Below are 26,170 nucleotides of genomic sequence, written 5' to 3'. Positions count from 1 at the left end.
AAGCGGGGCGAAGCCCCCAAGCCAACGACCAAGACCGATCACTTCGCGGCGCCGGGAGGCGTCCCCGGGCGCCTCGGTACGAGCCCATGCTCCACGCGCCCTGTACGGCGCGTCGCTCTCCCGTTCGCCAGAGAGCGGTACAGCTGATCAGCAGAAGCCCGAACAGCTGTGACGGATCACCGTGGAGAACCCTCCGGCCGCGCTCGCGCGGCCGCGCCTCTGGCCTTCGAGCGGCGCGGGGCCTGGGCTATAAGCCGCCGCGATGAAGCTCCGTGCCTGGCATCGATTGCTCGCCGTCGTCCTCCTCGCGGGCTGCGAGGCCGCCGTCCCGCCCCCTCCGCCCGCGCCGCCCCCGCCCCCGTCGCCGAACGCCGCCCCCGCCTCGGCGCCTGCGCCCGCGCCGGCCGCGCCGGCCACGCCGGCGTCGCGGTTCCCGGCCGGGTGGCCTTACCCCGAGGGCGCGCCGCCGGTGCGGGGCCCCTCGATGGTCACGAGCGACGCCGCCCTCGCCACGAAGGTGGGCGCGGAGGTCCTCGCCTCGGGCGGCAACGCCGTCGACGCGGCGGTCGCGACAGCGTTCGCGCTGGCCGTCGTGCACCCGACGGCCGGCAACCTCGGCGGCGGCGGGTTCATGGTCGCGCGCGTCGGCGACAAGGAGCACGCGCTCGACTTCCGCGAGACGGCGCCGGGCAAGGCGACCCACGACATGTACCGGGGCAAGGACGGCAAGGCCACGGAGAGCTCGCGGGTCGGCCACCTCGCGGTCGGCGTGCCCGGCAGCGTGGCGGGGCTCTGGGAAGCGTACGACAAGCTCGGCTCCAAGAAGAAGACCTGGGCCGAGCTCGTCGCGCCCGCGATCCGGCTCGCGAAGGAGGGCTTCTCGGTCGACGAGAACTTCGCGACGACGGTCAAGGCCGCGTCGGGCAAGCTCAAGCGCTTCCCGGCGTCGGTCGCGCTGTTCCTGCCGGGCGGCGCGCCCATCGAGATCGGCGCCACGTGGAAATCGCCCGAGCTCGCGGCGACGCTCGAGCGCATCGCGGAGAAGGGGCCCGCGGGCTTTTACGAGGGCAAGACCGCCGAGCTCTTCGTGGCCGAGATGCGGCGGGGCAAGGGCATCATCTCGGCCGCGGACCTCAAGGGCTACAAGGCGAAGTGGCGCGACCCCGTCGTCTTCGAGTACCGCGGGCGCCGCGTCGCATCGATGCCGCTCCCGTCGTCGGGCGGCCTCGCGCTCGCGATGATCGCGCACCAGCTGGAGGGGCTCGACGTCGCCAAGCTCGGCTGGCACTCGCCGTCGCACGTGCACGTGGTCGCCGAGGCGATGCGGCGGGTGTTCCTCGCGCGCAACGAGGTCCTCGGGGATCCCGATTTCGTGAAGAACCCGGTGGAGGAGCTGCTCTCGGTCGCGTGGGCCGAGCAGCAGCGCGCCACGATTGCGGCGGACCGCGCGACGCCCACGGACGAGCTCGCCCGGGGCGCGGCGGCCAAGGACTCGGGCGGGCGCGGCCCGCACACGACCCATTTCTCGGTGGTCGACGCGCAGGGCAACGCCGTCGCGCTGACCACGACGCTGAACGGCTGGTACGGCTCGGGGGTGACGGTGACCGGCGCCGGATTCGTGCTGAACAACGAGATGGATGACTTCGCCGCCGTGCCCGGCACCCCGAACCAGTTCGGTCTGGTGCAGGGGGAGGCCAACTCCATCGCGCCCGGCAAGCGCATGCTCTCGTCGATGTCGCCGACGATCGTGACGGGGAAGGACGGGCGCGTGGAGCTCGTGCTCGGCGCCGCGGGCGGCCCGACGATCCTCACTGCGGTGTTCCAGATCCTCTCGAACGTCGTCGACTTCGGCTTCGACGTGACCACGGGGGTCAACGCGCCGCGCTTCCACCACCAGGACTACCCCGACAAGCTGTTCGTCGAGCAGGGCGGCTTCCCCGACGAGCTGAGGAGCGCGCTCGGCGCAATGGGCCACACCCTCGACGACCGCGAGCACATCGCCGACGCGCCGTCGATCGGCCGCGAGGGCGCCGCGTTCGCCGGCGCGCGGGAGCCGCGGCGGCCCGGCTCTGAAGCGGCCGCCGGAAAGTAGCGCCGGAGGGGCGGCGCTCCCCACATCGGCTCACGCGACACCCGCCTATTTCAATGTCTCATCGATGAGGGAAGGCGTTGCGCGCCTCAGGCACTTCCCTAAGGAGATCCCTCTCCGTCTGGCGCACCTTGGCCGTTCCCGGCACGGGCGTGTGCCCCATGCATCGTGGCTCCTCCCCTCGTGAAGGCGTCATCGCGTGATGCACATCCGACGGCCCTCTGCGCCACGGAGCGCCGTGTGTCCGGGCGGCGAGGCGACGCTGTTGTCGCATTCGCTCCCGAGCGTCGGCCCGAGCGTCGGCCGAGTGTCCGATGAAGTCGCGCGTCGCTCGCCTGACGCGCGGCGTCTCGGCGGCGGAGCCCGCCGGGAGCGCTCGATCCGCGCGCGGCGCCGCGGCGGTTCGACCTTGACACAACCCGTCCGTTTCGATTGCGTAGGGCGATGCGCCCCGCCGAGCACGTTCGCTCCCTCGGCGGCTCGCGCGGTCGCCTGTCGCCGTCCTTGAGCTCAGCGCCCCGAGGAGCTGCCGTGAAGCGGGGGACTGCAGCTTGACACGGACCGAGATACCGACTGAACGCCGCGCTGGGTAAATAGCCCTGTCACTCCAGGGGGGGTCGCCGTCATGGTGGAGCTGTTGAATCACGAGTTGCTCGAGACGCTGCACGATGGTGCTCGCAGCAGCGTCTATCTCGGCCGGAAGAAGAGCACGGGCAAGATGTGCGTCATCAAGGTCGCGCGAAAGGGCGTCAATGGCACCCGCAACGTGGCGATCCTGAAGCGCCAGTACGAGATCACGAAGCACCTCGACCTCGATGGGGTCGTGCGGGTCCACGAGCTCGAGGTCCGGCTCGATTACGCCGCGCTCGTCATGGAGTACTTCGCCGGTCGCTCGCTGCGGGCGATCATCGACGGCAACGGGCAGGGCATCGGGCTCGCGCAGGCGGTGAGGATAGCGCTCCAGCTCGCGGACACGCTCGGGGCGATCCATGAGCGGAACATCGTCCACAAGGACATCAAGCCGAGCAACATCATCGTCGACAGCGACGTGCGCACGTCGAAGCTCACGGACTTCTCCATCGCCTCGCTCCTGCCTGGCGAGCGCGCGGCGGTGGTCGACCCCTGGTCGGTCGGCGAGGGCACGCTGCAGTACATCTCGCCCGAGCAGACGGGCCGGATGAACCGGTCGATCGACTTCCGCTCGGACTATTACTCCCTCGGGGTCACGCTCTACGAGCTCACGACGCGGCGCCTCCCGTTCGAGACGACGGATCCGCTGGAGCTCGTGCACCATCACATCGCGAAGACGCCTGTCGCGCCGCACCTGATCCGGCCGGCGATCCCGGAGGCGCTCTCCCGGGTCATCATGAAGCTGCTCTCGAAGACCGCGGAGGATCGGTATCAGAGCACCTTCGGCCTCAAGGCCGATCTGAAGGCCTGCCTCGACATGCTGGAGCACGGGACGCCGGCCGTCGACTTCGTACCGGGGAGGAAGGACAAGCCCACGCGGCTTCAGGTATCGCAGAAGCTGTACGGCCGGCAGGAGGAGGTCGGCGCGTTGATGGCGGCCTTCAAGGACATCAGCGGGTCTGGTCCGGAGGCGGCCGAGGGTGGCCGCTCGGAGCTCGTCCTCGTGGCCGGCTACTCCGGCGTGGGCAAGTCGGCGGTGGTCAACGAGATCCACAAGCCGATCGCGAAGGAGGCGGGCTACTTCGCCGCTGGCAAGTTCGACCAGTTCACGCGCAACGTTCCGTACGCGGCCGTGCTCGCGGCGCTGCGGGAGATCGTCCGGCAAATCCTCACGGAGAGCAGGAACGAGCTCGCCGACTGGAAGGCCAAGATCCTCGCGGCGGTGTCGCCGAACGGCCAGGTGATCGCCGAGGTGATCCCGGAGATCGAGCTCATCATCGGGAAGCAGGAACCTGTCCGCGCCCTAGGCCCCGTCGAAACACGCAATCGATTCAACCTGACGTTCCGGAACTTCATCGGCGCGATCGCGGTGAAGACCAGAGCGCTCGTTCTGTTCCTGGATGATCTACAGTGGGCCGACACAGGATCCCTCAATCTTCTCCGCGTGCTCGTGGAGGACCCCGACATCCATCACCTGCTGCTGATTGGCGCCTATCGCGACAACGAGCTCGATGATGCGCATCCGCTGACAATGATGCTGAGCGCGCTCGTCAGCACCAATAAGCGCACGCTTACGCTGAAGCCGCTAGCACCCGAGCACGTAAATCAGCTCGTATCTGACACACTGGGCTCATCCCACGACGAATGTCGCCCGCTCTCGGAGCTGATCTACAAGAAGACGCACGGCAATCCATTTTTCACAATACAGTACCTGACGAACCTCAACCGCGAAGGGCACCTGCGTTTCAGTTCGGATCAGGGCGCATGGCGATGGAATTCTTCTGAAATCAAGAAATTCGCGTCCGCAGAGAACGTGGTCGATTTCATGATACGTATGATAGGCGGGCTGGACGATGCCACACAGCGGGTCCTGCGGTATGCAGCATGCATAGGCAATCGATTCGACCTGAAGCTGCTCGCATTCATCGATGGCGCGGATCTGGGCGCCACCGAGGAGAACCTATGGGCAGCGCTGGAGGCGGGGCTCGTCATCCCAGTCGACGGCGCCTACAAGGTCGCGCGGTTCCTCGACGGCGAGCAGGAGACCTCGGCCACGTACAAATTCTCCCACGACCGTGTGCAGCAGGCGGCATACGGGATGCTTCCGGAGAGCGAACGCGAAATCATTCATCTGAAGCTCGGATGGCTGATGCTCCAGCAGACGCCGCCCGAGTCGCTCGAGGAACGCATCTACGAGATCGTCGCACACATCAACATGGCCGCGCCGCTCATCGTCGACACGGGGAAACGCTATGAAGCCGCATCGCTCAACCTGAGAGCTGGGCAGAAGGCGAGGCTGTCGACCGCGTACGGCCCCAGCGTGCAATGTCTCCGCGCCGCCGCCGCCTTTCTCCCAAAGGACTCCTGGGAGACGAACCATGAGCTGTCGCTCCGCGTTTACACAGACCTCGCCGAGCTCGAGTACCTGACCATCAACTTCGAGCGCGCGGAGGAATGCGCGGAGATCGTCGAAGCCCGCGCCAAGGACGTCTTCGAAAAAATCGGGATATACGAGACTCGCATCGAGTTCTACATCTCACAAAACCGCATGCACGACGCCATCGAGATGGGGATGAGCGTGCTCGCGATGCTCAATGTCCCGCTCTCTGCGGCACCGCCTGCGAACCTCGACCTGGCTCGGCTGGCCCAGCTCCCGCCGATCACGGACAGGCGGATGCATGCAGCGATAAAGATGCTCTCCTCCATATTTCCGGCCGTCTATCTCGCGAGCCCCCACCTGCTGCCGCCCGTCGCGTTCACGATGGTGGACATCTGCACGCAGTACGGAAACTCTCCTATCGCCGCATTCGCTTACGCCATTTACGGCATCATCCAGTGCGGCTTCATGGGGAACTTCGACGTGGGGCTCGAGCTTGGCCGCGCAGCGCTCGACCTCGTCCAGCGCTTCGGCGCGGTCGAGCTCGAGTGCAAGATTTACGCGTCCATGTATGTATTCATTCATCCCTGGAAGCGCCACTTGAAGGAGACGATCGATCCGCTGCTGCACGCTGTTCAGGTCGGCCTGGAGACAGGCGACATCGACTATGTTGGTTACAGCACGGCTCGCCATTCAACACACTCGCTATTTGCGGGGGTGGATCTGGCGACCACGGAGCTGCGGATGAAGCACTCCGTGGAGCTCTCGATCAAGCTCAACCAACAGTACTCTATATATTACAACAGAATCTGGAAGCAGCTAGTTCATGGGTTGCGAGAGGTATCAGCGGAGAAGTCGAGCCTCGTTGGGGAGAGCTTCGATGAGACGACGATGATCCCATACCTCGGGCAAGCCCGGACATCCATGTTCTCGCTGCATCTCGCGAAGGGCATGCTGCTGTACTACTTTGGCAATCCAAGGCATGCTTACGAGTCGCTCCGTGCCGGCGAGGAGTACCAAGACGCGGTCGCCGGCATCTACATCGTGGTCCAGCACAATTTCTATTACTCCCTCTCAATCCTCGCCGCCTTCGGGGGGCTCGCGGAGACGGAACGCGACGCAGCGCTCGCCAAGGTGGAGGCGAATCAACACAGACTCGAGGTGTGGGCGCGCTCTGCTCCCGAGAACAACCAGCACAAGCACGACCTGGTGAGCGCCGAGCAGGCGCGCGTGAAGCGGGCCACGATCGAGGCGATGGAGCTCTATGACCGCGCGATCCAGGGGGCTCGGAGCCATGGGTTCATCCACGAGGAGGCCCTCGCGTGCGAGCTCGCGTCGTCTTTTTACCGCGATATGGGTCGGAGAGAAATCTCCCATCACTACATGACGATGGCCTACCGAGGTTACTCGCTGTGGGGCGCCAAAGCGAAGTGCCAGAGCCTGGTTGCCGCGTTCCCTCAGCTCATGCTCGAGGAAACGCCCGAGCAATCGTCGTCGGTAGCGGGAACGACCACTCACGATGGGGCGGTCCTGGATCTCTTGAGCGTCATCAAGGCGTCGCAGGCCGTGGCGAGCGAGATCGTGCTCGAGAGACTGCTGGAAAACCTGATGAATATCGTGCTCGAGAACGTTGGCGCACAATCAGGCGTGCTCGCTCTAGCCCGCGGCGAGGAGCTGTTCGTGGAGGCCGAGGGGACTCTGGAGCCGAAGCAGGTTCACGTGCTGAAAGGTCTGTCGATTGCCTCCTGCAACAGAGTCCCGCTATCCGTAGTGAGCTATGTGCAGCGGACGCTACAGAGTGTTCTGTTGGACAACGCGGCCGCGGAACCCCGATTCTCCGGCGATCCATACATCCAGGCGAGGCAGACGAAATCGCTTATGTGCATGCCTATCATTCGGCAGGGTCGGCTCGTCGGCGTGCTCTACCTCGAGAACAATCTGTCGCTCGGACTCTTCACGAAAGATCGCTTCGAGCTCCTGAGCCTCCTGTCAGCTCAGGCGGCGATCTCGATCGAGAACGCGAAGCTGTACGATAGGCTGGAGCAAGCGGTCGCCGAACGCACCGAGGAGCTTCGCATCTCCAACGACCAGCTTCGTGAGGTGAACGACAGACTGCAGGTGGAGCTGGCGGAGCGCGAGCGCCTCCAGGAGGAGCGCGTTCAGATGCACGAAGAAATCATCCAGGCCCAGCGCGCCCGGCTGCATGAGCTGTCGACGCCGATGATTCCGATCACGGATGACATCATGGTGATGCCGATCATCGGCACCATCGATGACAAGCGAGCCGCGCAGATGCTCGAGACCGCGATGGAGGGCGTAGCGGCAAGCTCGGCGCGGGTCGTCATCGTCGACATCACAGGGGTCAGGACTATGGATACGAGCGTGGCGAGCAGGCTGATGAGCCTGGCCAGAGCCGTAGCGCTGCTCGGGAGCAAGGCGATCCTCACCGGGCTCCGGCCTGCGGTTGCGCAAAGTCTGGTCGCGCTCGGCGTGGAGCTCGGTACGATCGAGACGAGGTCGAACCTCAAGGCAGGCATCGCCTACGCGATGAGGCGAACCGCGATGACGAGGCACGCCTGAACGGCGTTGCCGTACGCCCGAGAGCTCAATGCGCTTCCGCGCTACGCGCGCTCGAACTGCACGTGTGAAGTTGACCAGGGGTGCGCTAGCGGAAAGTAGAGAGGGCGGGGCTCTGCCCCCCGGTGCGCCGGTCGCAGCCCCCTCGTCTTGCACCCGCGCACTAGTGCGACCAGCAGGCAGACCGCCTCGAAGAGCGCAAGCCCGTAGCCCAGGCAGAAATGCGAGCCACCGCCGAACGGCGAGAGCTCCAACGGCGTGGGGGCTTTGGCTCGACCCATCCAGCGCCCGAGATCGAAACGATCGGGATCGGAGAAGACGTTCGGATCACGCCCGAGGGCGGCCGGGCTGATCGCGAGCGGAGTACCGGCCTTGATGTGACGACCTGAGCTCACGACGTCGTTCACGGCTGTACGAAGTATGAACCACACCGGCGCATGCATCCGAAGCGTCTCACGGAATATGGCTTCAGCGACGGGAAAGCTGCGCAAATCCTTCGGCGACGCTGGCAGGGAACTGTCCGGCTGAGCTTCATACTCGTCCACGAGCGCGTCCCATAGCGCGGGTCGGCGCGCCAACAGGAAGAGCATCCACGCCAGGACCGAGGCGGACGTTTCATGCCCCGCCAGGAGCATGGCGCGCAGGTTGTCGACCAGCTCGTCGGTCGAGAGCGGTTCACCGCTTTCGTCGCGAGCGTTCACCAGCCCGCTCAGTACACCGCCCTCCGCGTGACCGTGGCGTGCCCGGGCGATGAGCCGCTCAAGCTCGGCGTCGAGCCACATCCGAGCTCGAGCCGAGCGATAGCGCGGCAGCCCCGGCAGATGGCCCGGCACGGGAAAGAGACCGAGCGCGAAGTCACGGTAAGCCACCTTCCAGTCTTGCAAGCGATCGACGGGCGCGCCAGAGATCCGGAGAATAATCTCAAGCGTCAGATCCTTCATTTGCGGCAGCACGTCGACAGATCCACGTGACAGCCACTTATCGATACGCGCCTCGATCAGCGACGCCAGCGGCACGGTGAGCTCGGAGATTGAGAGCCCGTGAAGTGACAAAGACGGGCTCAAGGCGGCACGCATGTGGCGGTGCGGCGCGCCATCGGTCGTGAGCAGAGACCGGCCCGCCATCTCGTCTAGATCGCTGTATGCGCCGTCATTGCTGACCGAGGGAGAGCGCAGGAGTTCGAGGCTCTCCAGCCCCATGCAAAAGAGCCGCTCGCGGCCGAAGCCGAGGTCAACCCAGAAGACCGGTCCGACCGTCGCCTGGCTGCGACGGAAGAGCCCTGTCGCATCCAGGTAGAGCAGCGGGAGGTGACCTAGAACGGGAACTCCGCCTGGAGCAACCGGATGATCCTCGCGTTGCGCGCAAGGGCGGCTGATCCGCCGCAAGGCCGCAGGCCACCGTGCACGCGAGGTATGGTCACCGGAGTGCTCCTGGCGCGTCGATGTGTGGTCACGGAGTGGAGGCGTTACAGGAATCGCGCTAGTTGGCTCGAACACGTTCGTATAATTCATGTTAATGCCTTTGCTGATTCGATGTGCCTGATGCGCTCATCGCCTTGGTGACACCCACGAATCCGGGTCGACTGGCGCCTCGGAGCTCGGCGTTGCATGTAGAGAGCGACCTCGAGAGCGTCCCGAGGCGTCCCTGTCCGATGGTCCCGCCGGCGCGCCGGCAGGACCGATCCCTGGCTACAACGCCATGACCTGTTCGACCTTGGGATCCCCGACGATGCGCAGGTCGAGGGTCCGTCCGTAGGTGTACCGCGCTGCAAGAAGTTGCCACTCCAGCAGCCCACGCATCACGATCTCGAGGTGGCGCAACCATGCGCGCACGGTGACGCCATCGGCGCCTGTCCACCCGAGCATTTTTTGCTTGATGGATATGTAACGTCGCACTTCGTCGTTGTGCATGAACACCGCGGTATGCAGCGCCTCCTCTTCGCTCATTCCGCTGTGGTGCATCAGCAGCGCCGGGACGTTCAGCGCGTACGGGCGCCCTCGCTCCTTGTGAAATGACAGGATATCGTTCGCCCACGATATGACGACGGCTGCGGCTTTGCGCAGCTCCCGCATCGCGGGGTGCGCCGCGATCGCGGCTGGCAGCTCATGGCCGGAGGCGACCTCGATCAGATCGAAGATCGGGTAAGAGCCAGATGAGTCGACTCGGAGCTCCACGTAGTCCCTCAATCTCGGATAGGTCCCGGCGGTGCGATGCTCGATCTCGGCGAGCACGCCGCCATAGAAGTAGGTACGCATCGACTCGCAGAACCGAGACCTCCAGGCCACGCTGCTGAGCGCGCGCAAGCGTACGGCTAGGTCCAGCGCGCCCTGGAGAAGCCTGTCCTGCGTGGGCTCTCTCGAAATGTCCGGCTCGGCCAGCGCGCTCAGGTACTCGTCGAAGAGCGCCGGAAGCACGGACGGCTTCGCAGTCGGGTGAACCAGCGACTCCATCGTATCATCCAGCAGCAGGTACCAGCTGATGAAATCGCTGATAAACTGCGCTACGTTTCCCGTCGCCGCCGGATACGCCAGCACCGTAGCGAGATCCGAGCGCATGCGCTTCAGGCTTCGGTGGGCCGGAGAGTCCGGCTGCACTACGCCGTGCTGGATTGCCCAGGCCGCCGTCCTATCGAGCAACGCATCATGCCCGTAGCGCAGCTGCACCCGCCAGCTCGTGGGATAGTACAGACCGATCCTGATATCACGAGGTTGCATACGACCCCTCGTGGTACACGCACGCTCCCAGGTCACCCTTGCCGATGAGCGTGTGGGGCCTCCCATCTACGCAGGATTCCTGATTCAGCAGGGCCTGGGGAGCGTCGATCGAGCTCGCGCTCCAGTCGGCAGCGCCTGGCCCGACGCACTCCCCGGTGTGGCAGCCGGGATGTCGTGGCAGTCTGATGGCCAGATTCATCACATCCGTCCGATATGGGGACATTTGTCCGTGTGCTCGTTCTCCCCCCTCTTAAGGCGCTGCGCTCGTCAGGCTGCGAGCACAACAGTTCACGACCGTCGAATTTTTCGTGAGTGAATCCCGCAATGCAGGGAGCCTCCCGAACAAATCGTGGGATACGTCACGGTCTCTTCGTCGCCTCTACGGGGCCATCGCAGATAGAATGACCATCAGGTCAATCAGTCCAGCGCACCTTACGTGAGGACGTAAACCAGTTCATCAAGGTGACGTGAATCACACATGACAACTGACACGTCGCGCCGTGCAGCCGTACCCGGTTACCGGCGGAAGACCGCTCGATTCCATTGCGGCGTCAGCAGCGAACGACAAATCGAACACGCAATCGGTCGCTCCAAAGGCATACCAACGCCGCGATCCGACGCATGGCATACGCCTAGCCGTTCGCTGCACGCGCGGTATCCCGTACCTCCATCACAGCGAGTGCGGAGGCTCGTCAGAGGACCTTCAACGTCCCCACCTTAGCGTTCCGCCCACATTATGCAAGACAATACGACACGGTGCGATTGCATGACGTGATGCCGGCGCGCTTCCATGACTTCACCGTGCATTCAATTACAGCTATGCGGAAGCACATAGGATCTCATTGCAATGATGTGTACCCGGGGACTCGACGCTGCGGCACGGCGAGCTTGAGGTCGCGCCGCGCAAGGCCATGAGTGCATCGCGCAGGGAGAGATCGTGGCCTCCGTAGACGCCATCCAGAATCCCTCTGCTCGCTCATGGCGTTGATCGTCGCCGGCTCGACGGAAAGGCGATAGTAGATCCGCGCGCAGCGATCCGTAAGACCCGAGTGCAACGCGGCCTCAATCGCAGGAGCGCCTGCTCGATCGACCGGACAGCGCGGCTGCCCCGCGGGTAGGGGGGAACCTGCAGATGCACCGTCATGCCGGGTGCAGGAAGACGTCGGCGAGCGGTTGCACCGGTCGATGAGCTCTTCACGCGGCCAGCGGGCGCACCGTCCGACTGCGCGAGATGCGCTTCAACCGCGCGACGTCAGCGGCGGTGCGTTGAACCACGTCAGTAGATCAATTGGGGTTTGAACCAGGAGAGTTGAGGCCGAACGACGCGAGCATTCGGGTTTTTCCTGATGCCGGGCTCTCCCTTCACCTGCGCGCTCATGCGCTCGGCGTCAAGGCGTCGATGAGCGCTCACTTGAGTGCCCGAGCGAAGCAAGCGAGCTATCGGCCCCTCTCCCTAGCCATACAGGTGGGTGTTTCACCGTTACGCGCGTCCAATGATGCGCCAACAATCCTCCATTTCGCGGGACGATATCATCGTCCACAACCGAATGCGCAATGATTTTTGTCATTCGCGAAGGCACGTCGCGACGCTCACGCGGCTGGAGGCGCCGGTCGACACCTGTCGACACCTGCCCCCCCGCAGGCTCGCCCCTCGCGACCTCAGACGCGACCAGCGAACGCCGCCAAGCGTTCGCCGTGAATTCATCCGATATGACTGTTGTCGTTTTGGTAGTACTGCAACAGCGTTCGGCCGCGAAGCGTCGCGATCGCCGCCGGAGCCCCACGCGCCATCCAACCGATTTCGTCCATCCTGTGCAGCAATGAAATTTGCGGCAGGTTCGGGTTTCATTCGTGAAGTCCGGCTGGTCGATCTCGCTGCGCGGCTCCGCGGAGGGAACGAGCCCCAGAAACGGACCGCAGCGGCAAAAAATGAAGCCGGACGCGAGCGTCGGGTCCACCAGGAGCGCCATCTCCCAGAAATGCTGAAGCAGCCGTAATCCATCGGCGGTGATATTTGCTTTGCAGCGAAGCAGGATTGCATGAGGCCACAGGACCTACATGCAAAATGGACGCCTGGCTCTATCGGAGCGCTTTCACGGCACCGCGATGTCGATCCCATACGGCGGGCATCGCGGGATCACGACCCTCGGCAATCGTCCCTTGCGGCAGTCGACCCAACCGGAGACAGCAGGACGAGGGTCCGATGCGCATGGCGCCGGATGGAATCAATCCTGCTGTAATGGCAGAGCCATCGTCCCGGCACGCATTCTTCCATCAAGGCCCTGGGGTGCTGATGTTGGCAGCCCTCTCCGGCGGAGAAGTCTTTTTCTGGGGGCCACCCCTCCCCCGCGACGTGCCGACCCCCGCCCCAATCCCTCGGGCACGGGCGTCGTGCTGGGGGCGGGGACCCCACGATGGCAAGAGGCCAGCGGCGCGGAGCGAGCGGCGCTCCGCCTCGGTGCGCTGACAGCCACCGCAGGTGAGGAATCGAACATCTCCGGAAGACGGACCGCCCGGCACCATGGGCCCACCGCTTGACGATGCGACCGATCGGTCATATGACTGACCGGTCGCATGCCGAAGAGCACGTTCTTTGGGTTGCCCGAGGAGCGGCGGGAGCGCCTCGTGCGCGAGGCGATCGCCGAGTTCGCGGATCGCCCGTACGCCGAGGCCTCGCTCTCGCAGATCGCGCGCCGCGCGCGCATCCCCAAGGGGAGCTTCTATCAGTACTTCGAGGACAAGCTCGATCTCTACCGGTGGCTCCTGACCGAGGAGGTGCCGCGGCAGAAGCGCGCGTTCCTCGGCGCCGCGTGCCTGGAGGGCGACTTCTGGGCCCGCCTGGAGGTCCACATCGAGCGCGGCATGGCGTTCCTCGTGGAGCACCCGCGCCTCGCCCGCCTGTCGGCCGCGGCCGCTGACCCGAGCGCCACGGTCGAGGTCCGCGGCCTCCACAAGGCCATCTGCGAGGCCGGCGCCGCGGAGCTCCGGGCCCTGCTCGCGGAGGGCATCGCGAGCGGCGCCGTCCGTTCCACCGACACGAGCCTCGAGGTGGCGACCCGGCTGGTCGCCGCCGTCATCGGCCCCGGGCTGACCGAGGCGGTGCTCCAGGAGCTCGGGGCCGAGCTCCACGACGTGCTGGCCTCCGACGCGCTGCGAAAGCAGCTCGGCCCGAAGCGCCGCCGCCGCCTCGCCCAGCAGGCGGTCCAGTTCATCCAGCGCGGCCTTGGCGCGAGCACTGCGTGATTCCACCAGGAAAGGGAGCTTCATGATCACCTACGACTTCGCCGGACGGGTCGCCCTCGTCACCGGGGGCACCTCGGGCATCGGCCTCGCGACCGCGCGCGCGTTCGCGCGAGGAGGGGCGCGCGTCGCCATCGCCGCGCGCGACGGCGACGCCGGACAGCGGGCCTGCGCCGCGCTCCAGCGAGAGGGCGCACCGGCGCTGTTCGTCCAGACCGACGTGCGGGACGACGCCTCGATGAGGCGCGCCGTGGAAGAGACGACGAGGCGCTTCGACCGGCTCGATTTCGCGGCGAACTGCGCGGGCGTCGGGGGCGACATGGCCCGCCTCGAGCACGCCGATCAGGCGGTGTGGGACGACGTCATGGCGACCAACGCCCGCGGGATCTGGCTGGCCATGCGGCACGAGATCCCGGCCATGCTGGCGTCGGGCGGGGGCGCCATCGTCAACATGAGCTCCATCTACGGCGTCGCCGGGAAGCCGGCGCACCACGCCTACGTCGCGTCCAAGCACGCGGTCCTCGGGATGACGCGCTCGGTGGCGCTCGAGGTGGCGCCGCTCGGGATCCGCGTGAACGCCCTCTGCGCCGGCGTCACCCGCACGCCCGCCATGCAACAGGCCGAGGCGTTCGCGCCCGAGCTGGTCCAGGCGCTGGTGGCGCAGCATCCGATGGCGCGGATGGCCACCGAGGACGAGATCGCCGGCGCCGCGCTGTGGCTGTGCTCCGAGGGCGCGGGCTACGTGACCGGCGGGGCGATCCCGGTCGACGGCGGCTTCCTGGCCGCGTGAGCGCGCCAAGCCGAGAGGCACGCTGGAAGCACGCTGGAAGAAGGAGAAGGCGAGCGGAAGGCGCGACCGCGACCGCGGAGCGGCGGTTGCGTGGGACTCGGCCGTCTGTTAGAGAACGCGGCTGACGCAAGAGGAGAGTGCTCCGGTGAAGATCAGCTCCTGAATCGGTCTCCGTCGCAGGTCGCGAGCGCGACAGGTGGCATCCCTGCTCCCTGGCCGCGCGACGCAGCCTGCCCGTCCCGTGACCGGGCCATGTGGCCCTCATGATTCAGGAGCTCCTATGTCGTTGTTGCGCGCGCAGCGCCTCTCCTTCTCTTATTCCGACGCGTCCACCATCCTCGCGGACGTCGATCTCTGCCTGACCCCGGGGTGGTACGGGATCGTCGGGCCGAACGGCGCCGGCAAGACGACGCTCCTCCGGCTCTTCACCGGCGAGCTCACGCCCGAGGCGGGGAGCTTGCGGCTCGATCCGCGGGGCGCGACCGTCGCTGTGTGCCCGCAGGCCGTGGAGCACGCCGACGCGGCCATCCACGCGCTGGCCGACGCCGAGGACGGCGCCGCGCGCAGGCTGCGCGGCGAGCTCTTGCTGGATCCTGCGGAGCTCGGGCGCTGGGCCACGCTGTCGCCCGGTGAGCGCAAGCGGTGGCAGATCGGCGCGGCGCTCGCCGCGGCGCCGGACCTGCTCCTGCTCGACGAGCCGACGAACCACATCGACGCGGACGCGCGGGCGCTGCTCGCCGGCGCGCTCGCGGGGTTCCAGGGGATCGGGGCGTGCGTCTCGCACGATCGCGAGCTCCTCGACGCGCTGACCACCGGCACGATCCGGGTCGAGCGGGCGGCGGCGAGGCTCTATCCCGGCGGGTACAGCGCGGCAAAAGCGCTCTGGGAGGCCGAGGCGCGCGGGCGTGAGGAGGCGCACCAGCGGCTGCGCGCCGAGGAGCGGCAGCTCCGGCGCCGCCTCGGCGACGAGCGGCGGGCGCAGGCCTCGGCCGACGCGGACCGGAGCACGAAGCGGCGGATGAAGGGCCCGCGCGACAGCGACGCCCGGGGCCTGCTCGCGGACTTCCGCGTGTCCTCGGCCGAAGCGCGGCTGTCGCGCAACGTCGGCGTGACCCGGCGCAAGCTCGAGAAGGTGTCGGCCGAGGCGGGAGAGCTCGAGCTCGAGAAGGCGGTGGGCCGCAGCGTGTTCGTCGATTACGAGCGATCGCCCGCGCCGTGGCTCTTCGTGCTCGACGCGCCCCGGATCCACGCCGGCGGCGAGAGCGAGGGGCGGATGCTGCTGCGGGACGTGCGGCTCTCGGTCGGCCGCGAGGACCGCATCCGGATCGCGGGCCCGAACGGCGCTGGCAAGACGACCCTGGTGAACGCGCTGCTCGCCGGCGCGCGCGTGCCGGCGGACAAGGTGCTTCATGTGCCGCAGGAGCTCGGCGAGGCAGAGCAGCAGGCCCTCCTCGCGAGGGCGCGGCGCCTCCCTCCGGAGGAGCGCGGGCGGGTGATGTCGCTGGTGGCCGCGCTCGGGGTGGAGCCTGGGCCGCTGCTCGGGTCGGCGCGGCCGTCGCCCGGCGAGGCGCGCAAGCTGATGATCGCGCTGGGCCTCGGGCAACACGCGTGGGCGCTCGTGCTGGACGAGCCGACCAACCACCTCGACCTGCCCTCGATCGAGCGGCTGGAGCGCGCCCTCGCCGACTACCCGGGCGCGCTGCTCCTCGTCACGCACGACAGGGCGTTCGGGCGGAGCTGCACGTCGATCCTCTGGACGGTGGCCGAGGGAGAGGTGCGGGTGTCGTCCGACGACGCCGGCGCGTGACCCGCGCCGGCGCCCTCGTGATCGTGCTTTCAGGGTTGCGTCGCGCTCAGTCGATGGCCGGCTTGCCGCCCATCTCCTTCAGCACGGCGTCCGCGCCCGACACCGCGTCCATCACCCACTCCATGTAGCGGTGATCGACGTGGATGGTCCGCGTGATCGACGGCATGAACAGCCAGTCGGACGCCATCGCCTCGTAGTTGCCGTCGAAGGCGAGGCCCACGAGCTCGCCGCGCGCGTTCAGCGTGGCAGAGCCGGAGTTGCCGTTCGTGATGTCGAGATCGCTCAGGAAGCAGACCGGCACCTCGCCGAGGTCCTTGTCCACGTACGGGCCGAACCGCTTCTCGCGCGCGGCCTCGAGCAGGGTCGACGGGGTGTTGAACGGCGCCTCGCCGGTGCTCTTCTTCACGACCTCGCTGAGGGTGGTGAACGGGCGAACCACCGCCTTGTCGGCCTCCGGGCGGTACCCCCGCACGGTGCCGTACGTGACGCGGAGCGTGCCGTTCGCGTCGGGCGCCAAGAGGCCGCCCCGGTGCGCGCGGAGCGCCTCGACGAAGCGCGGCTTCACGAGGGCCATCGCCCCGGCGTAGGCCTTGTCGCGCGCCTCGATGGCCTTGTCGACCGGCGCGAGCTCGAGCGCCAGGCGGATCATCGGATCCCGGCTCGCCTGGAGCTCCTCGAGCGTCGCCGTCTTGAGCAGCTGGATCCGGGTCGCCGCGTCCTCGAGCGCCGTCTTCTCGTAGAGCGCGTCGATCGCAGCGGCGATGCCCGCCTCCGTCTGTGCCTGCCCGCCCGCGAGGGCCTCGAGCAGCGCGGGCCTGTCCTTCGGGTCGAGCTGCAGCGCGCGCCGCGTGGCCAGCTTGAAGGTGCTCCGATCGATCGCGCGGTCGTACGACTTCTGCAGCGACGCCTGCGCCTGCTCGAGGCGCTCCCAGTTGCGCTGCTGGTACTCGGCCTCGCGCTCGGCGTCGGCCTTCGGCCGCTCCTCCGCCATGCGCACGAGGGTGACCGCGGCGTCGAGGAGCCTCGCCGACGAGACGATCTCCGACACGGCCGCGTCATGGTCGCGCGTCTCCCGCTGCCCGGCGTGCAGCGCGGCGATCTGCTCGATCGCGCCGCCGTAGGCCGCCTTGCGCTCGGGGTCGGCGTCGATCCAGGCCTTGAGGTCGCCCTCCTGCTTGGCCTTCTCCTTGGCCAGGCCGCCCTGGACCAGCCCGTCGAGCAGGCCGCGCGTCTTGAGCAGGTAGTTGGCGTAGCCCTGGATGGTCGGCTCCGCCTTGATCCGCAGGGCCGGGTCGTTCTTGCCGAGCTCCTCCAGGAGGGCGATCGACTCCTCGTAGAACGACACCCGCTTCGGGTACAGCCATGAGACAGCGGACTCGACCTCTGCCGCGGTCCGGAGCCGGTTCGTCGTGCCGGGGTAGCCGGCGACCATCACCAGATCGCCCTGGCGGAGCGGCGACGACGCGAGCTTCAGGTGGTGCGCCGGCCGGTAAGGCACGTTGTCCTCGGCGTGGGCGGCCGGCCGGTTGTCCTTGCCGACATAGGCCCTGAAGAAGGCGAAATCGCCGGTGTGGCGCGGCCAGCGCCAGTTGTCGATGTCCCCGCCGAAGTTGCCGATCGCCTCCTGCGGGACATAGACGATGCGAACGTCCTTGATCTCCAGCTGCTCGATCAACGAGACCTGGCCACCGCCGAAATACTCGGCGATGGAGCAGCGGATCTCGGGGCGCCCCTCCTCGCACGCGGTCACGAGCTGCTTCTTGCGCTTCTCGATCTCCTCGTAGCGCTCGAGATCGCCCTGGATCGCCTCGATGCCGCGCCGCACCTCGGCGGTGACGTCGCGGAACGCGCGGGTCACGAGCACGCGCGCGGTGGGGCCGGCCCATCGCTCCTCGGCGCGGGATTTCGCCAGGTAGCCGTTCGTCAGGAGGTCTTGCTCCGGGGTGGAGTTGTACTGGAGCGCCCTGGTCGAACAGTGATGGTTCGTGGCGATGAGCCCATCGGGCGAGACGAACGAGGCCGAGCAGCCGCCCAGGCTCACCACAGCGCCGAGCGGGGACGCCGTGGGATCGGCGAGCGACTCGGGATCGATCTCGAGCCCGAGCGCCTTGAGCTGGTCCTTGTGCTGCCGCATCTGCTCCGGCATCCACATCCCGCCGGGGTTCTCGAAGGGCGCCGCCTGACCGGGCTCGGAGCCCGGCGGCCTGGTATCGCCCGCTTGCGGCCGCTCCGAGCCGCAACCCGGCGCGAACGCGGAGACCGCGAACAACGCCAGGAGCGTATGACTACGTAGAGAGGAGTGAGACATGCGGTGTTGTTACCATCGTCGGTAGACAGTGCAACCACACGCCAACTTTCTAGTGATACGAGACACAGTAGAACGCGCCTCATGCGGGCCGGGGACGCGCGAAGGCGGCGCGCGAGGCGTTCCATGCGTGGTGATGGACACCTGAGCATCCCCCGAATTATTCGGAAAAATTCACAGGGAGGCGGGGAGACGGGGAGTGAAATCTCACGAATCTCCCCGTCTCCCCGTCTCCCTGTTCAATTCCCACGAAAGATGCCAACAACCGAGGGAGTTGTCAGGGACACCGGATCTCATCGATGTTCGTGGAGGCGAGCTTCGCCTGCTTCAGCGGGCTTGTCGGGCCTTCATTGTTCTCTGCGCCTGGCGGGCGGACTGGCATCCACGGCATTCCGGACAAGGCGCGCGCGGGGGGACGCCGCGCCAGGGCGGCGCGGGGGTCGGTCGAGCAGCGGGGGCGATGCGGCTCAGTCGACCTGGTGAGCCCGGAACGCGGTGACGGCCCCGTGGGTCTCCAGGCAGCGGTGGATCCAGGCGGCGTCGCGCGCGCGCACGGCGATGAGCCGGACGTTGCCGGAGCCGTCGAGCCCCTGGAGGCCCTGGAAGCCGACAAGCGCGGCCTCCTGGAGCGTCATCACCTGCGCGCCTGTCTCGCTCAGGACCTCGTCGCTGAGCAGGCCGGCGCCGTCGGATCCCTCGGCGAGGTGCACCTCGAACACGGTCATCATGAGGCCATGGTCGCCGGGCGGCGCCGCGCCGACAAGGTCGTCGTGCGAGGCAGGTCGCCCCTGCGCCCCTGCGCTCCTGGACACCGATTGCCGCCCGCCTCGCGCTCCGTCGCGCCCGGTCACGCCTTGCCGGCGGCCTCGCGCTTCGTCTCGAGCTCCTCCCAGCGGCTGACCAGGCGCGCCGCGTCCTGCTTGGCGCGCTCGAGCTCCGAGAGCAGCCCCGCCACGTCCGCGCCGCGGCTCGCGTAGAGCGTCGGGTCGGCGAGCTTGGCCTCGAGCTCGGCGACCTTCTGCTCGGCCGCGTCGATCCGCCCCACGATGCCGTCGAGCTCCGTCCGCTCCGCGAACGTGAGCTTCGGCGCGCCGCCTGCCTTCGCGGCGGCCCTCGCCGGCGCCGCCGGTCGGGCCTCCGCCGCCTGGGCCTTCGCGGCCCGCGCCTCGGCCTCCGTCTCGAGCGCGGCGTTCGCGCGCTGCTCGCGGTAGGCGTCGTAGTTGCCCGCGTAGCGCACGACCCGGCCGTCGCCCTCGAACGCGAGGATCGAGGTGGCCACACGGTTCAGGAACCAGCGGTCGTGGGTCACGACGAGCGCCGAGCCCTCGAGCTCGATGAGCATCTCCTCGAGCGCGGCGAGGGTCATCACGTCGAGATCGTTCGTGGGCTCGTCGAGGATGATCACGTTGACGCTCTGGGTCAGCATCTTCGCCAGGGCGACCCGCGCCCGCTCGCCGCCGGAGAGCGAGCCCACCGGCTGCCGCGCCTTGTTCGGATCGAACAGGAATCGCTCCAGGTAGCTGCGCACGTCCATGGACCGGCCGCCGACCTCGACGCGCGTGTGCGAGCCCGCGATGTTCTCGAAGATCGATTTGTCGAGGTCGAGCCCGCTCCTGTGCTGATCGAAGTAGGCGACGCTCGAGTTCTTTCCGAGCACGACCTCGCCTTCCATGCGGGGCCCCTCGGCGGCCGCGCCGTCGCCTTCGGCGCCGAGCTGGCCGAGGATCGCGCGGAGCATCGTCGTCTTGCCCGTGCCGTTGCGGCCGACGATGCCGACGCGCTCGCCCTTGGTCAGCGTGAAGTCGAGGCCGCGCACGAGCCATTTGCCGTCGAGCGAGAGGCCGAGCTTCTTCAGCTCGAGGATGGTCTTGCCGGTGCGCACCGACTCCACCGAGAGCTGCGCGGTCCGCTCCGCCTTGGGCGGCGGCGCGCTCTTGGTCGTCTCGGCGCGCTGGATGCGGGCCTTCTGCTTTCCGGTGCGCGCCTTCGGCTGCCGCCGGAGCCACTCGAGCTCGGTGCGCAGGAAGTTCTGCCGGTTCGACTCGGTCCGCGCCTCGAGCGCGAGGCGCTCGGACTTCTGCTCGAGGTACTCCTCGTAGCCGCCGTCGTAGCTGTAGACCTTGCCCTTGTCGATCTCGAGCGTGCGCTCCGCGACGCGGTCGAGCAGGTAGCGGTCGTGGGTGATGAGGAGGAGCGCGCCGGGGTGCTCCTCGACGAGGTAGCGCTCGAGCCACTCGACGGTCTCGACGTCGAGGTGGTTGCTGGGCTCGTCGAGCACGGCCAGGGCGGGCCGCGACACGAGGAGGCGGGCGAGCGCGACGCGCCTGCGGTCGCCGCCGCTGAGCACGCTCATGGGCGCGTCGGGCCGGGTGACGCCGACGTGGCCGATGATGGAGTCGACCTGATGCATCATGTCCCACCCGCCGAGCCGCTCGACGTCGGCCCCTGCCTCGGCCTGCGCGGCGAGGAGCGCCTCGGCGTCCCCCGAGCCGGCCGCGAGCGCCCGGCTCACCTCGTCGTGGCGGGCCTTGGCGGCGTGCCAGGCGGAGAGCCCGGCGAGCACGACGTCGCGCGCGGTGTCGGTCGGCTCGAAGACCGGATCCTGCGAGAGGACGCCGATCTCCGCGCCGCGGCGCCGCGCGATGGTGCCGCTGTCGGCTTGCTCGACCCCGGCGAGGATGCGGGCGAGCGTGCTCTTGCCGGAGCCGTTGACGCCGACGAGGCCCACGCGCTCGCCCGTGCGGATGTTGACCGAGACGCCGTCGAGGATGGTCTGCGGACCGAAGGATTTGTGGAGATCGTGAGCGGTGAGGACGGGCACAGGGCGCGGAGCTTAGCGCATGGCGCCGTGATCGGGGGGGCCGGCTCGGTCCTGTTCTCGATCGCCGGCCCCGGGAGGCATCCTCTCGGGGTTCTTGCGCCAGAACTCTCTCTGGCACCACGCCGGGAGGAGCTGCTCCACGATCACCCCTTCTGCGGAGAGCGCCTCTTCGTGCTCGTGCCAGTCGGTGTCGCACGCGTTCACGATGGTGCTTTGACCGCCTTCCGCCCGGTGCGCGAGGTGCGCCGCCACGAGCTTCTTGTCGGAGTTGTCGAAGCGAGCGAGCCGCTCGGGCACGACGGCATACTCACCGTCGTACTGCACGGAGACGAACGCCGCCGTCCGGAGCTTCTCCATCGCCACGACGATGCCGTAGTCCTGGGCCGTCAGCTTCTTCCTGTACTCGCGCAGGATGCCGCGGGCCCTGTCGATGATCAGGCGGCGCCCGTCATCGGCGCGAAAATCCTTGAGCCACGCGAAGACGATCTTCCGCTCGCTCGTCGGGACGTGGGTGTCCTTGAACGGCGAGGCAGGATCGGCGGCGCTCGCGACGATGAGCACGTTGGTGTCGACGACATGATCAGCCACGTTGCTCGTCCTTCTCCATGCGGTCGAGCATCCGCTCCATCTGCCGCTCGACCTCGCCCACCGTGTCCCCGAAGAACTTGTCGGGCCAGTTCGCGACCCGCCCGTACCCGTTCACCTCGAGCGGATCGAGCACCGAATCCCCTCCATTGCACCGGGCAAAGTACATGGCGCACTCGTCCGGCGTGATGCGCTCCTCGGCCATCAGCGTCTGGATCCGCCGGAAGAGGTGCTCCGAGTGCGTCTCCACGAGGAGCTGCACCCCGCGCTCTCGCACGGCCTCGACGAGCAGATCGCCGAGCGCCGATTGCGCCAGCGGGTGCAGGTGGAGCTCGGGCTCCGACATGATCACCGTCGAGCCCTCGGGCGCGAAGTACGCCGCGGTGACAACGGGCAGGACCTGGGAGACCCCGAAGCCGACGTCGAGCAGGTTCGTCCGGTGGCCCTGGAAGGTGATCATGACCTGGAAGAACGTCGTCGCCTGGCGCTCGATCTCCATCCTGTCCGCGACCCCGAGCCGCGCGAGCCCCGCGGAGACCTGCTCGACGAGGCGGCCCCGCTCGGACCCGTCGGCGTGGCGGCCGACGAGGCTCGCGATCAGCGCCGGGATCGCGTGCTCGCCGCTCGATCCGAGCTGTCCTATCGAGCGCCCCGTCCAGGCGTAGTGGCGCGTGGGCACGCTCCGGTGGGGCCCGATGTAGGCGAGCCGCTGGAGCTCCCGCGTCAGCGCGAGCGCGAGATCCTGCGCGTCCGCCCCCGCGGCGCCGAGGGCGGCGACCGCATCGGCCGAGAAGCCGACGGAGCGCTCGGGCTCGTAGGTCCGCCGAGCTCGCCGGTCATCGGGCAAAGGGCCGCCCGGCGCGGAGAGCGCGTAGGCGCCGTCTCGCTGGCGCGCGACGGCGTAGGCGCCCTCGGCGGTGGCGTACGAGAGCCGCTCCACGTAGGGACTCTCGTCCTCGGCGGCGCCGTACTCCACCTCGTAGTCCACGGAGCCGAGCGTGCGCGGCGCGGCCCCCTTCCCGACGCTCACGGGGCCGAACGTCAGGCGGAAGCCGAGCCCGGCGCGCACGTCGCCCCCGGAGACGACGTCGGAGAGCCTGCCGAGGTCCAGCATCTCACCGGGCTGCCCGCCCAGGTTGAGCGCCAGGAGCCGGTCGGGCGACTCGATGGTCTGTTTCAGGAGCAAGAGCGGCTGGAGCAGGCTCGTCTTGCCGGCCGAGTTGACGCCGAGCACCAGCGTGAGCGGCCTGAGGTCGAACGCATGTGCGCCACGCCAGGACTTGAAGTTCCGGAGTCCGAGCTTCGTGAACATCCTCTGTTTCCCTTTCCAAGGAGGGCTCGCGCCGCAACGGGGTTCGCTGTTCTGTCGCTCGAAGCGCCGGACGCGCGGCTCAGCGGTCCAGCGGATCAGCCCGGTAGCCCGGCTTCGGACCGGCCGACGCGGAGGGCGCCCGGCCCGCGTCGCCTTCGGCCGGGACGAACCGGACCCGACCGAACCGCCGCGCCCTGTGGAAGTTCCCCTCGCCCAGGATCGGCGACCACGCCGCCCCGCCGTTGTCCTGCATGGCATAGAAGTTCATCCGCCACGCGTCCCCCGGCGACGGCGGCGCCGCCTTCGCCTTCGCGAACGAGCTCCACGGGATCTTCGCCTCGACCACGTACCCCACGTCCTCGTCCGAGCCGTCGTCGAGCGTCCCTCTCAGCGCGACCGCGCTCGCGAGCCCCGCGCTCCACTCCTTCATGTCCCACCCGCCGAGCCGCTCGACGTCGGCCCCGGCCTCGGCCTGCTCGGCGAGCAGCGCCTCGGCGTCCCCCGAGCCGGCCGCGAGCGCCCGGCTCACCTCGTCGTGGCGGGCCTTGGCGGCGTGCCACGCGGAGAGCCCGGCGAGGATGCGGGCGAGCGTGCTCTTGCCGGAGCCGTTGACGCCGACGAGGCCCACGCGCTCGCCGGTGCGGGTGTTGACCGAGATGCCGTCGAGGATCGTCTGGGGACCGAAGGATTTGTGGAGATCGTGAGCGGTGAGGACGGGCACAGGGCGCGGAGCTTAGCGCAGCCAGGGGGGCATGGGCCGGCTTTGCTGAGCCCGTGACGGAGGGTTCCGGCCCCAGGGGCGTGGCGCCGCCCCGGCCCTGATGGGGAGGGTGGGTGTGCCGTGTTCTGCGACGAGAGGCGGAAAGGCGCTCAAGGCAAGCTCTTCTGTGCTGACCCGATGAATCGTCATTTTCGGGATCGCCCGGGCGCGAGACGAAGGGTTCTCCCCGGTGGCAGAGGGCGCCGACGCGACCCATCTTCACGATCCAAGCGACCAGGCTGGCGCGATCTGCCGCGCGGCGGAGGCGTGTTGAAGGCGCAGTGCTCGCCAGGAAGAAAGGAGGCACAGGATGCGAGATCGATTCGACAGGGACACAGGCTACGGACGAAATGAGCACGGTTGGGATCGGCGCTACGGAGACGACCGGGGCCATTTCACCGAGCGCGGCTATCCTCGCGACGAGCGCCGCAGCGCGGGCCCGATCGACGATCACGGGGCCACGCTGCGCGACGGCCGCGATTGGGGCCGCGAGCAGGCTCGCACGGTTGGGCCCACGACGCACCGCGGCCCCGTGGGTCGCGCTCTCGGCGACGGTCGCTTCGCCAACAGCGACAATCGTCCCGGTGACGAGGAGCGCGGCTGGCCCCACGACGACCGCGGCGGCGATTACGCCGGCGGCCCCGGTGACAGCCGCAGCTTCGGCGGCAATCCCCTTCCCGCCGTGGGCAGCGCGTACAACTTCAATCTCGGCGGCGCCTATTACCTCGGCATGACCCGCGTCGTGAACCCCGACTACGGTCCCGATGCGGCCTGGGGCGGCGGCGCGTACGGCGGCGAGCGCCCCGATCACGACGAATCCGGCCACTCGGCGCTGGAGAGCGTCGGCCACGCGCTCGGCGAGATCGGAGACCGCGTGCGCAGAGCGCTCGGCCGCGGACCGAAGGGCTACAAACGCTCCGACGCGCGCATCCACGAGGACATCTGCGAGGTGCTCTCGGAGCGCCACGACATCGACGTGAGCGACGTCACGGTCCAGGTGGAGAACAACGAGGTCATCCTCGAGGGCACGGTGCCCCAGCGCCACCACAAGCGCATCATCGAGCTCGTCGCCGAGGGTACGCGGGGCGTCGAGGACGTGCACAACAGGATCCGGGTCCAGCGAGCGATGGAGCCGACGACCCGCTCGAACGCCACGGCGGGCACGATGGGCGATGCCGCCCTGGCGGGCGCGCAGCAGGGGGCGTCACGCCCGACGGCGAGCCACTCGGCCCGGATCTGAACCAGCAGACCCGATATACACCATTGATGTAAATTTGTGATACAGGCGCTGACCTGGCCGCTCGGCGGCGGGCGTTGCCGGTGAAAACCGGCGCGGGCTACGAGGGCGCCGGGCCTGTGAGCGGAGGCGACATGCAAGCTGGATCAGAGCGCGTCCGGAGCGGCGGCTGCACCTGCGGTGCGGTGCGCTTTCACCTTCGTGGCGAGCCTCTCCGCGTGGGCATCTGCCACTGCACCTCGTGCAGGAAGGAGACGGGCAGCGTGTTCATGCCGTTCGCGGTGTGGCCGTGGGCGAGCTTCGAGTCCACGGGCGAGACGAGGTGCTGGGAGGGACGCAGCTTCTGCCCGACGTGCGGATCACGGCTGTTCTCGCCGCGGGAGGAGGAGGGGGAGGTCGAGATCAAGCTGGGATGTCTCGACGACGCTCCCACGGATCTCGCTCCGACCTACGAGCTCTGGATCAGGCGCCGCGAGGGCTGGCTGCCCGCCCTGGCGGACACCGAGCAGCACGTGGGGGATCGGCCATGAGCAGGCCTGCAGGCGCGCGAGCGTCGGGCGCTCAGCGGTCGGGCGGCTCCGCCCGGTAGCCCGGCTTCGAACCGTCCGACGCGGAGGGCGCCGCAGCGCCCGGCTTCGCCCTCGCCCCCGTCCGGCACCGCCGGCTCCGGGATGGTCGTGGTGCGGTTGCCCGAGTGGAACGCGGCCGCGTACCCGCGCGATCCGTCGGGCGTCACCGCGAGCGCGCGCGGCGTGTCGCCGAAGAGGGTGACGATGGTCAGCGGATCGCCGCCGAGCGACGCCCCCAGGTTCCTCGAATCGAAGACCCAGACGTCGGCCCGGCCGACCCCCGGCGTGGTGAGCTGCGGGTCGAAGGGCACGTTCTGACCGCGGTGCGCGGCAGTGCACGGCACGGCTCATGCCGGG

The 26,170-nt window shown here is 68.2% G+C and carries 15 protein-coding genes and 1 pseudogene; 7 read left to right on the top strand and 9 right to left on the bottom strand.

Translation table 11 applies throughout. From position 1 onward, the window contains the following. The first annotated feature begins 262 nt into the window (after nt 1–262). A complete protein-coding gene (gene ggt / locus WMF11_RS47645) occupies nt 263–2,092 on the top strand; it encodes a gamma-glutamyltransferase (RefSeq protein WP_437975503.1) in 1,830 nt (609 codons plus the stop codon). Nucleotides 2,093–2,714: 622 nt separating this feature from the next. Then, on the top strand, nt 2,715–7,676 hold the full coding sequence (locus WMF11_RS47640; RefSeq protein ID WP_437975502.1) for an AAA family ATPase: 4,962 nt from the start codon (nt 2,715–2,717) through the stop codon (nt 7,674–7,676). Nucleotides 7,677–7,717: 41 nt separating this feature from the next. On the opposite strand, the gene WMF11_RS47635 is transcribed toward WMF11_RS47640, so the two are convergent. Then, nucleotides 7,718–9,184 (bottom strand): cytochrome P450, encoded by a 1,467-nt coding sequence (locus WMF11_RS47635; RefSeq protein WP_437975501.1) that lies wholly within the window; start codon nt 9,182–9,184, stop codon nt 7,718–7,720. A gap of 177 nt (nt 9,185–9,361) precedes the next feature. Further along, nucleotides 9,362–10,387, bottom strand: a complete 1,026-nt coding sequence (locus WMF11_RS47630; protein WP_437975500.1) for a terpene synthase family protein — start codon at nt 10,385–10,387, stop codon at nt 9,362–9,364. 2,574 nt (nt 10,388–12,961) lie between these two features. Between WMF11_RS47630 and WMF11_RS47625 the strand changes: the two genes are divergently transcribed. The 3 genes from WMF11_RS47625 (at nt 12,962) to WMF11_RS47615 (ending at nt 16,224) form a co-directional block, all read left to right on the top strand. Next, entirely contained in the window at nt 12,962–13,630 is a 669-nt protein-coding gene (locus WMF11_RS47625; protein WP_437975499.1) for a TetR/AcrR family transcriptional regulator, read from the top strand. A 22-nt stretch (nt 13,631–13,652) separates the two neighbouring features. Further along, nucleotides 13,653–14,417, top strand: a complete 765-nt coding sequence (locus WMF11_RS47620; protein WP_437975498.1) for an SDR family NAD(P)-dependent oxidoreductase — start codon at nt 13,653–13,655, stop codon at nt 14,415–14,417. Between the two features lie 280 nt (nt 14,418–14,697). Then, nucleotides 14,698–16,224: an ATP-binding cassette domain-containing protein gene (locus WMF11_RS47615; protein ID WP_437905663.1), complete on the top strand. Its 1,527-nt coding sequence runs from the start codon at nt 14,698–14,700 to the stop codon at nt 16,222–16,224. Between the two features lie 46 nt (nt 16,225–16,270). Here WMF11_RS47615 and WMF11_RS47610 read toward each other — a convergent pair whose 3' ends face one another. From WMF11_RS47610 to WMF11_RS47585, 6 genes are all read right to left on the bottom strand, one after another. Then, a complete protein-coding gene (locus tag WMF11_RS47610; protein ID WP_437975497.1) occupies nt 16,271–18,532 on the bottom strand; it encodes a S46 family peptidase in 2,262 nt (753 codons plus the stop codon). Nucleotides 18,533–18,996: 464 nt separating this feature from the next. Then, nucleotides 18,997–19,341 carry a hypothetical protein gene (locus tag WMF11_RS47605; protein WP_437975496.1) on the bottom strand — a complete coding sequence of 115 codons (345 nt, stop codon included), beginning with the start codon at nt 19,339–19,341 and terminating at the stop codon, nt 18,997–18,999. A 35-nt stretch (nt 19,342–19,376) separates the two neighbouring features. Then, nucleotides 19,377–21,350: an ABC-F family ATP-binding cassette domain-containing protein gene (locus WMF11_RS47600; RefSeq protein WP_437975495.1), complete on the bottom strand. Its 1,974-nt coding sequence runs from the start codon at nt 21,348–21,350 to the stop codon at nt 19,377–19,379. 12 nt (nt 21,351–21,362) lie between these two features. Then, nucleotides 21,363–21,938, bottom strand: coding sequence for a hypothetical protein (locus WMF11_RS47595; RefSeq protein ID WP_437905660.1), 576 nt, complete (start codon nt 21,936–21,938; stop codon nt 21,363–21,365). Continuing rightward, the gene (locus WMF11_RS47590) at nt 21,931–23,247 is read right to left on the bottom strand and encodes a DUF3696 domain-containing protein (protein WP_437975494.1); all 1,317 of its coding nucleotides are present in this window, start codon (nt 23,245–23,247) and stop codon (nt 21,931–21,933) included. Before WMF11_RS47590 ends, WMF11_RS47595 begins: the two co-directional genes overlap by 8 nt. 79 nt (nt 23,248–23,326) lie before the next feature. Further along, entirely contained in the window at nt 23,327–23,968 is a 642-nt protein-coding gene (locus tag WMF11_RS47585) for an ATP-binding cassette domain-containing protein (protein WP_437975493.1), read from the bottom strand. Between the two features lie 349 nt (nt 23,969–24,317). Here WMF11_RS47585 and WMF11_RS47580 point away from each other — a divergent pair, with 349 nt between their 5' ends. Together WMF11_RS47580 and WMF11_RS47575 are read left to right on the top strand one after the other, a co-directional pair. After that, nucleotides 24,318–25,247: a BON domain-containing protein gene (locus WMF11_RS47580; protein WP_437975492.1), complete on the top strand. Its 930-nt coding sequence runs from the start codon at nt 24,318–24,320 to the stop codon at nt 25,245–25,247. A gap of 131 nt (nt 25,248–25,378) precedes the next feature. Further along, nucleotides 25,379–25,774 carry a GFA family protein gene (locus WMF11_RS47575; protein WP_437905656.1) on the top strand — a complete coding sequence of 132 codons (396 nt, stop codon included), beginning with the start codon at nt 25,379–25,381 and terminating at the stop codon, nt 25,772–25,774. 98 nt (nt 25,775–25,872) lie between these two features. Here WMF11_RS47575 and WMF11_RS47570 read toward each other — a convergent pair. Beyond that, a pseudogene (locus tag WMF11_RS47570) lies at nt 25,873–26,148 on the bottom strand (hypothetical protein); the annotation flags it as partial. Nucleotides 26,149–26,170 lie beyond the last annotated feature (22 nt).

This window comes from Sorangium sp. So ce295, from assembly GCF_051527405.1.
GTDB classification, from domain to species: Bacteria; Myxococcota_A; Polyangia; order Polyangiales; family Polyangiaceae; genus Sorangium; species Sorangium cellulosum_B.
The sequence above is the reverse complement of the archived record's forward strand: the minus strand, read 5'-3'. Positions and strand labels throughout refer to the sequence as shown.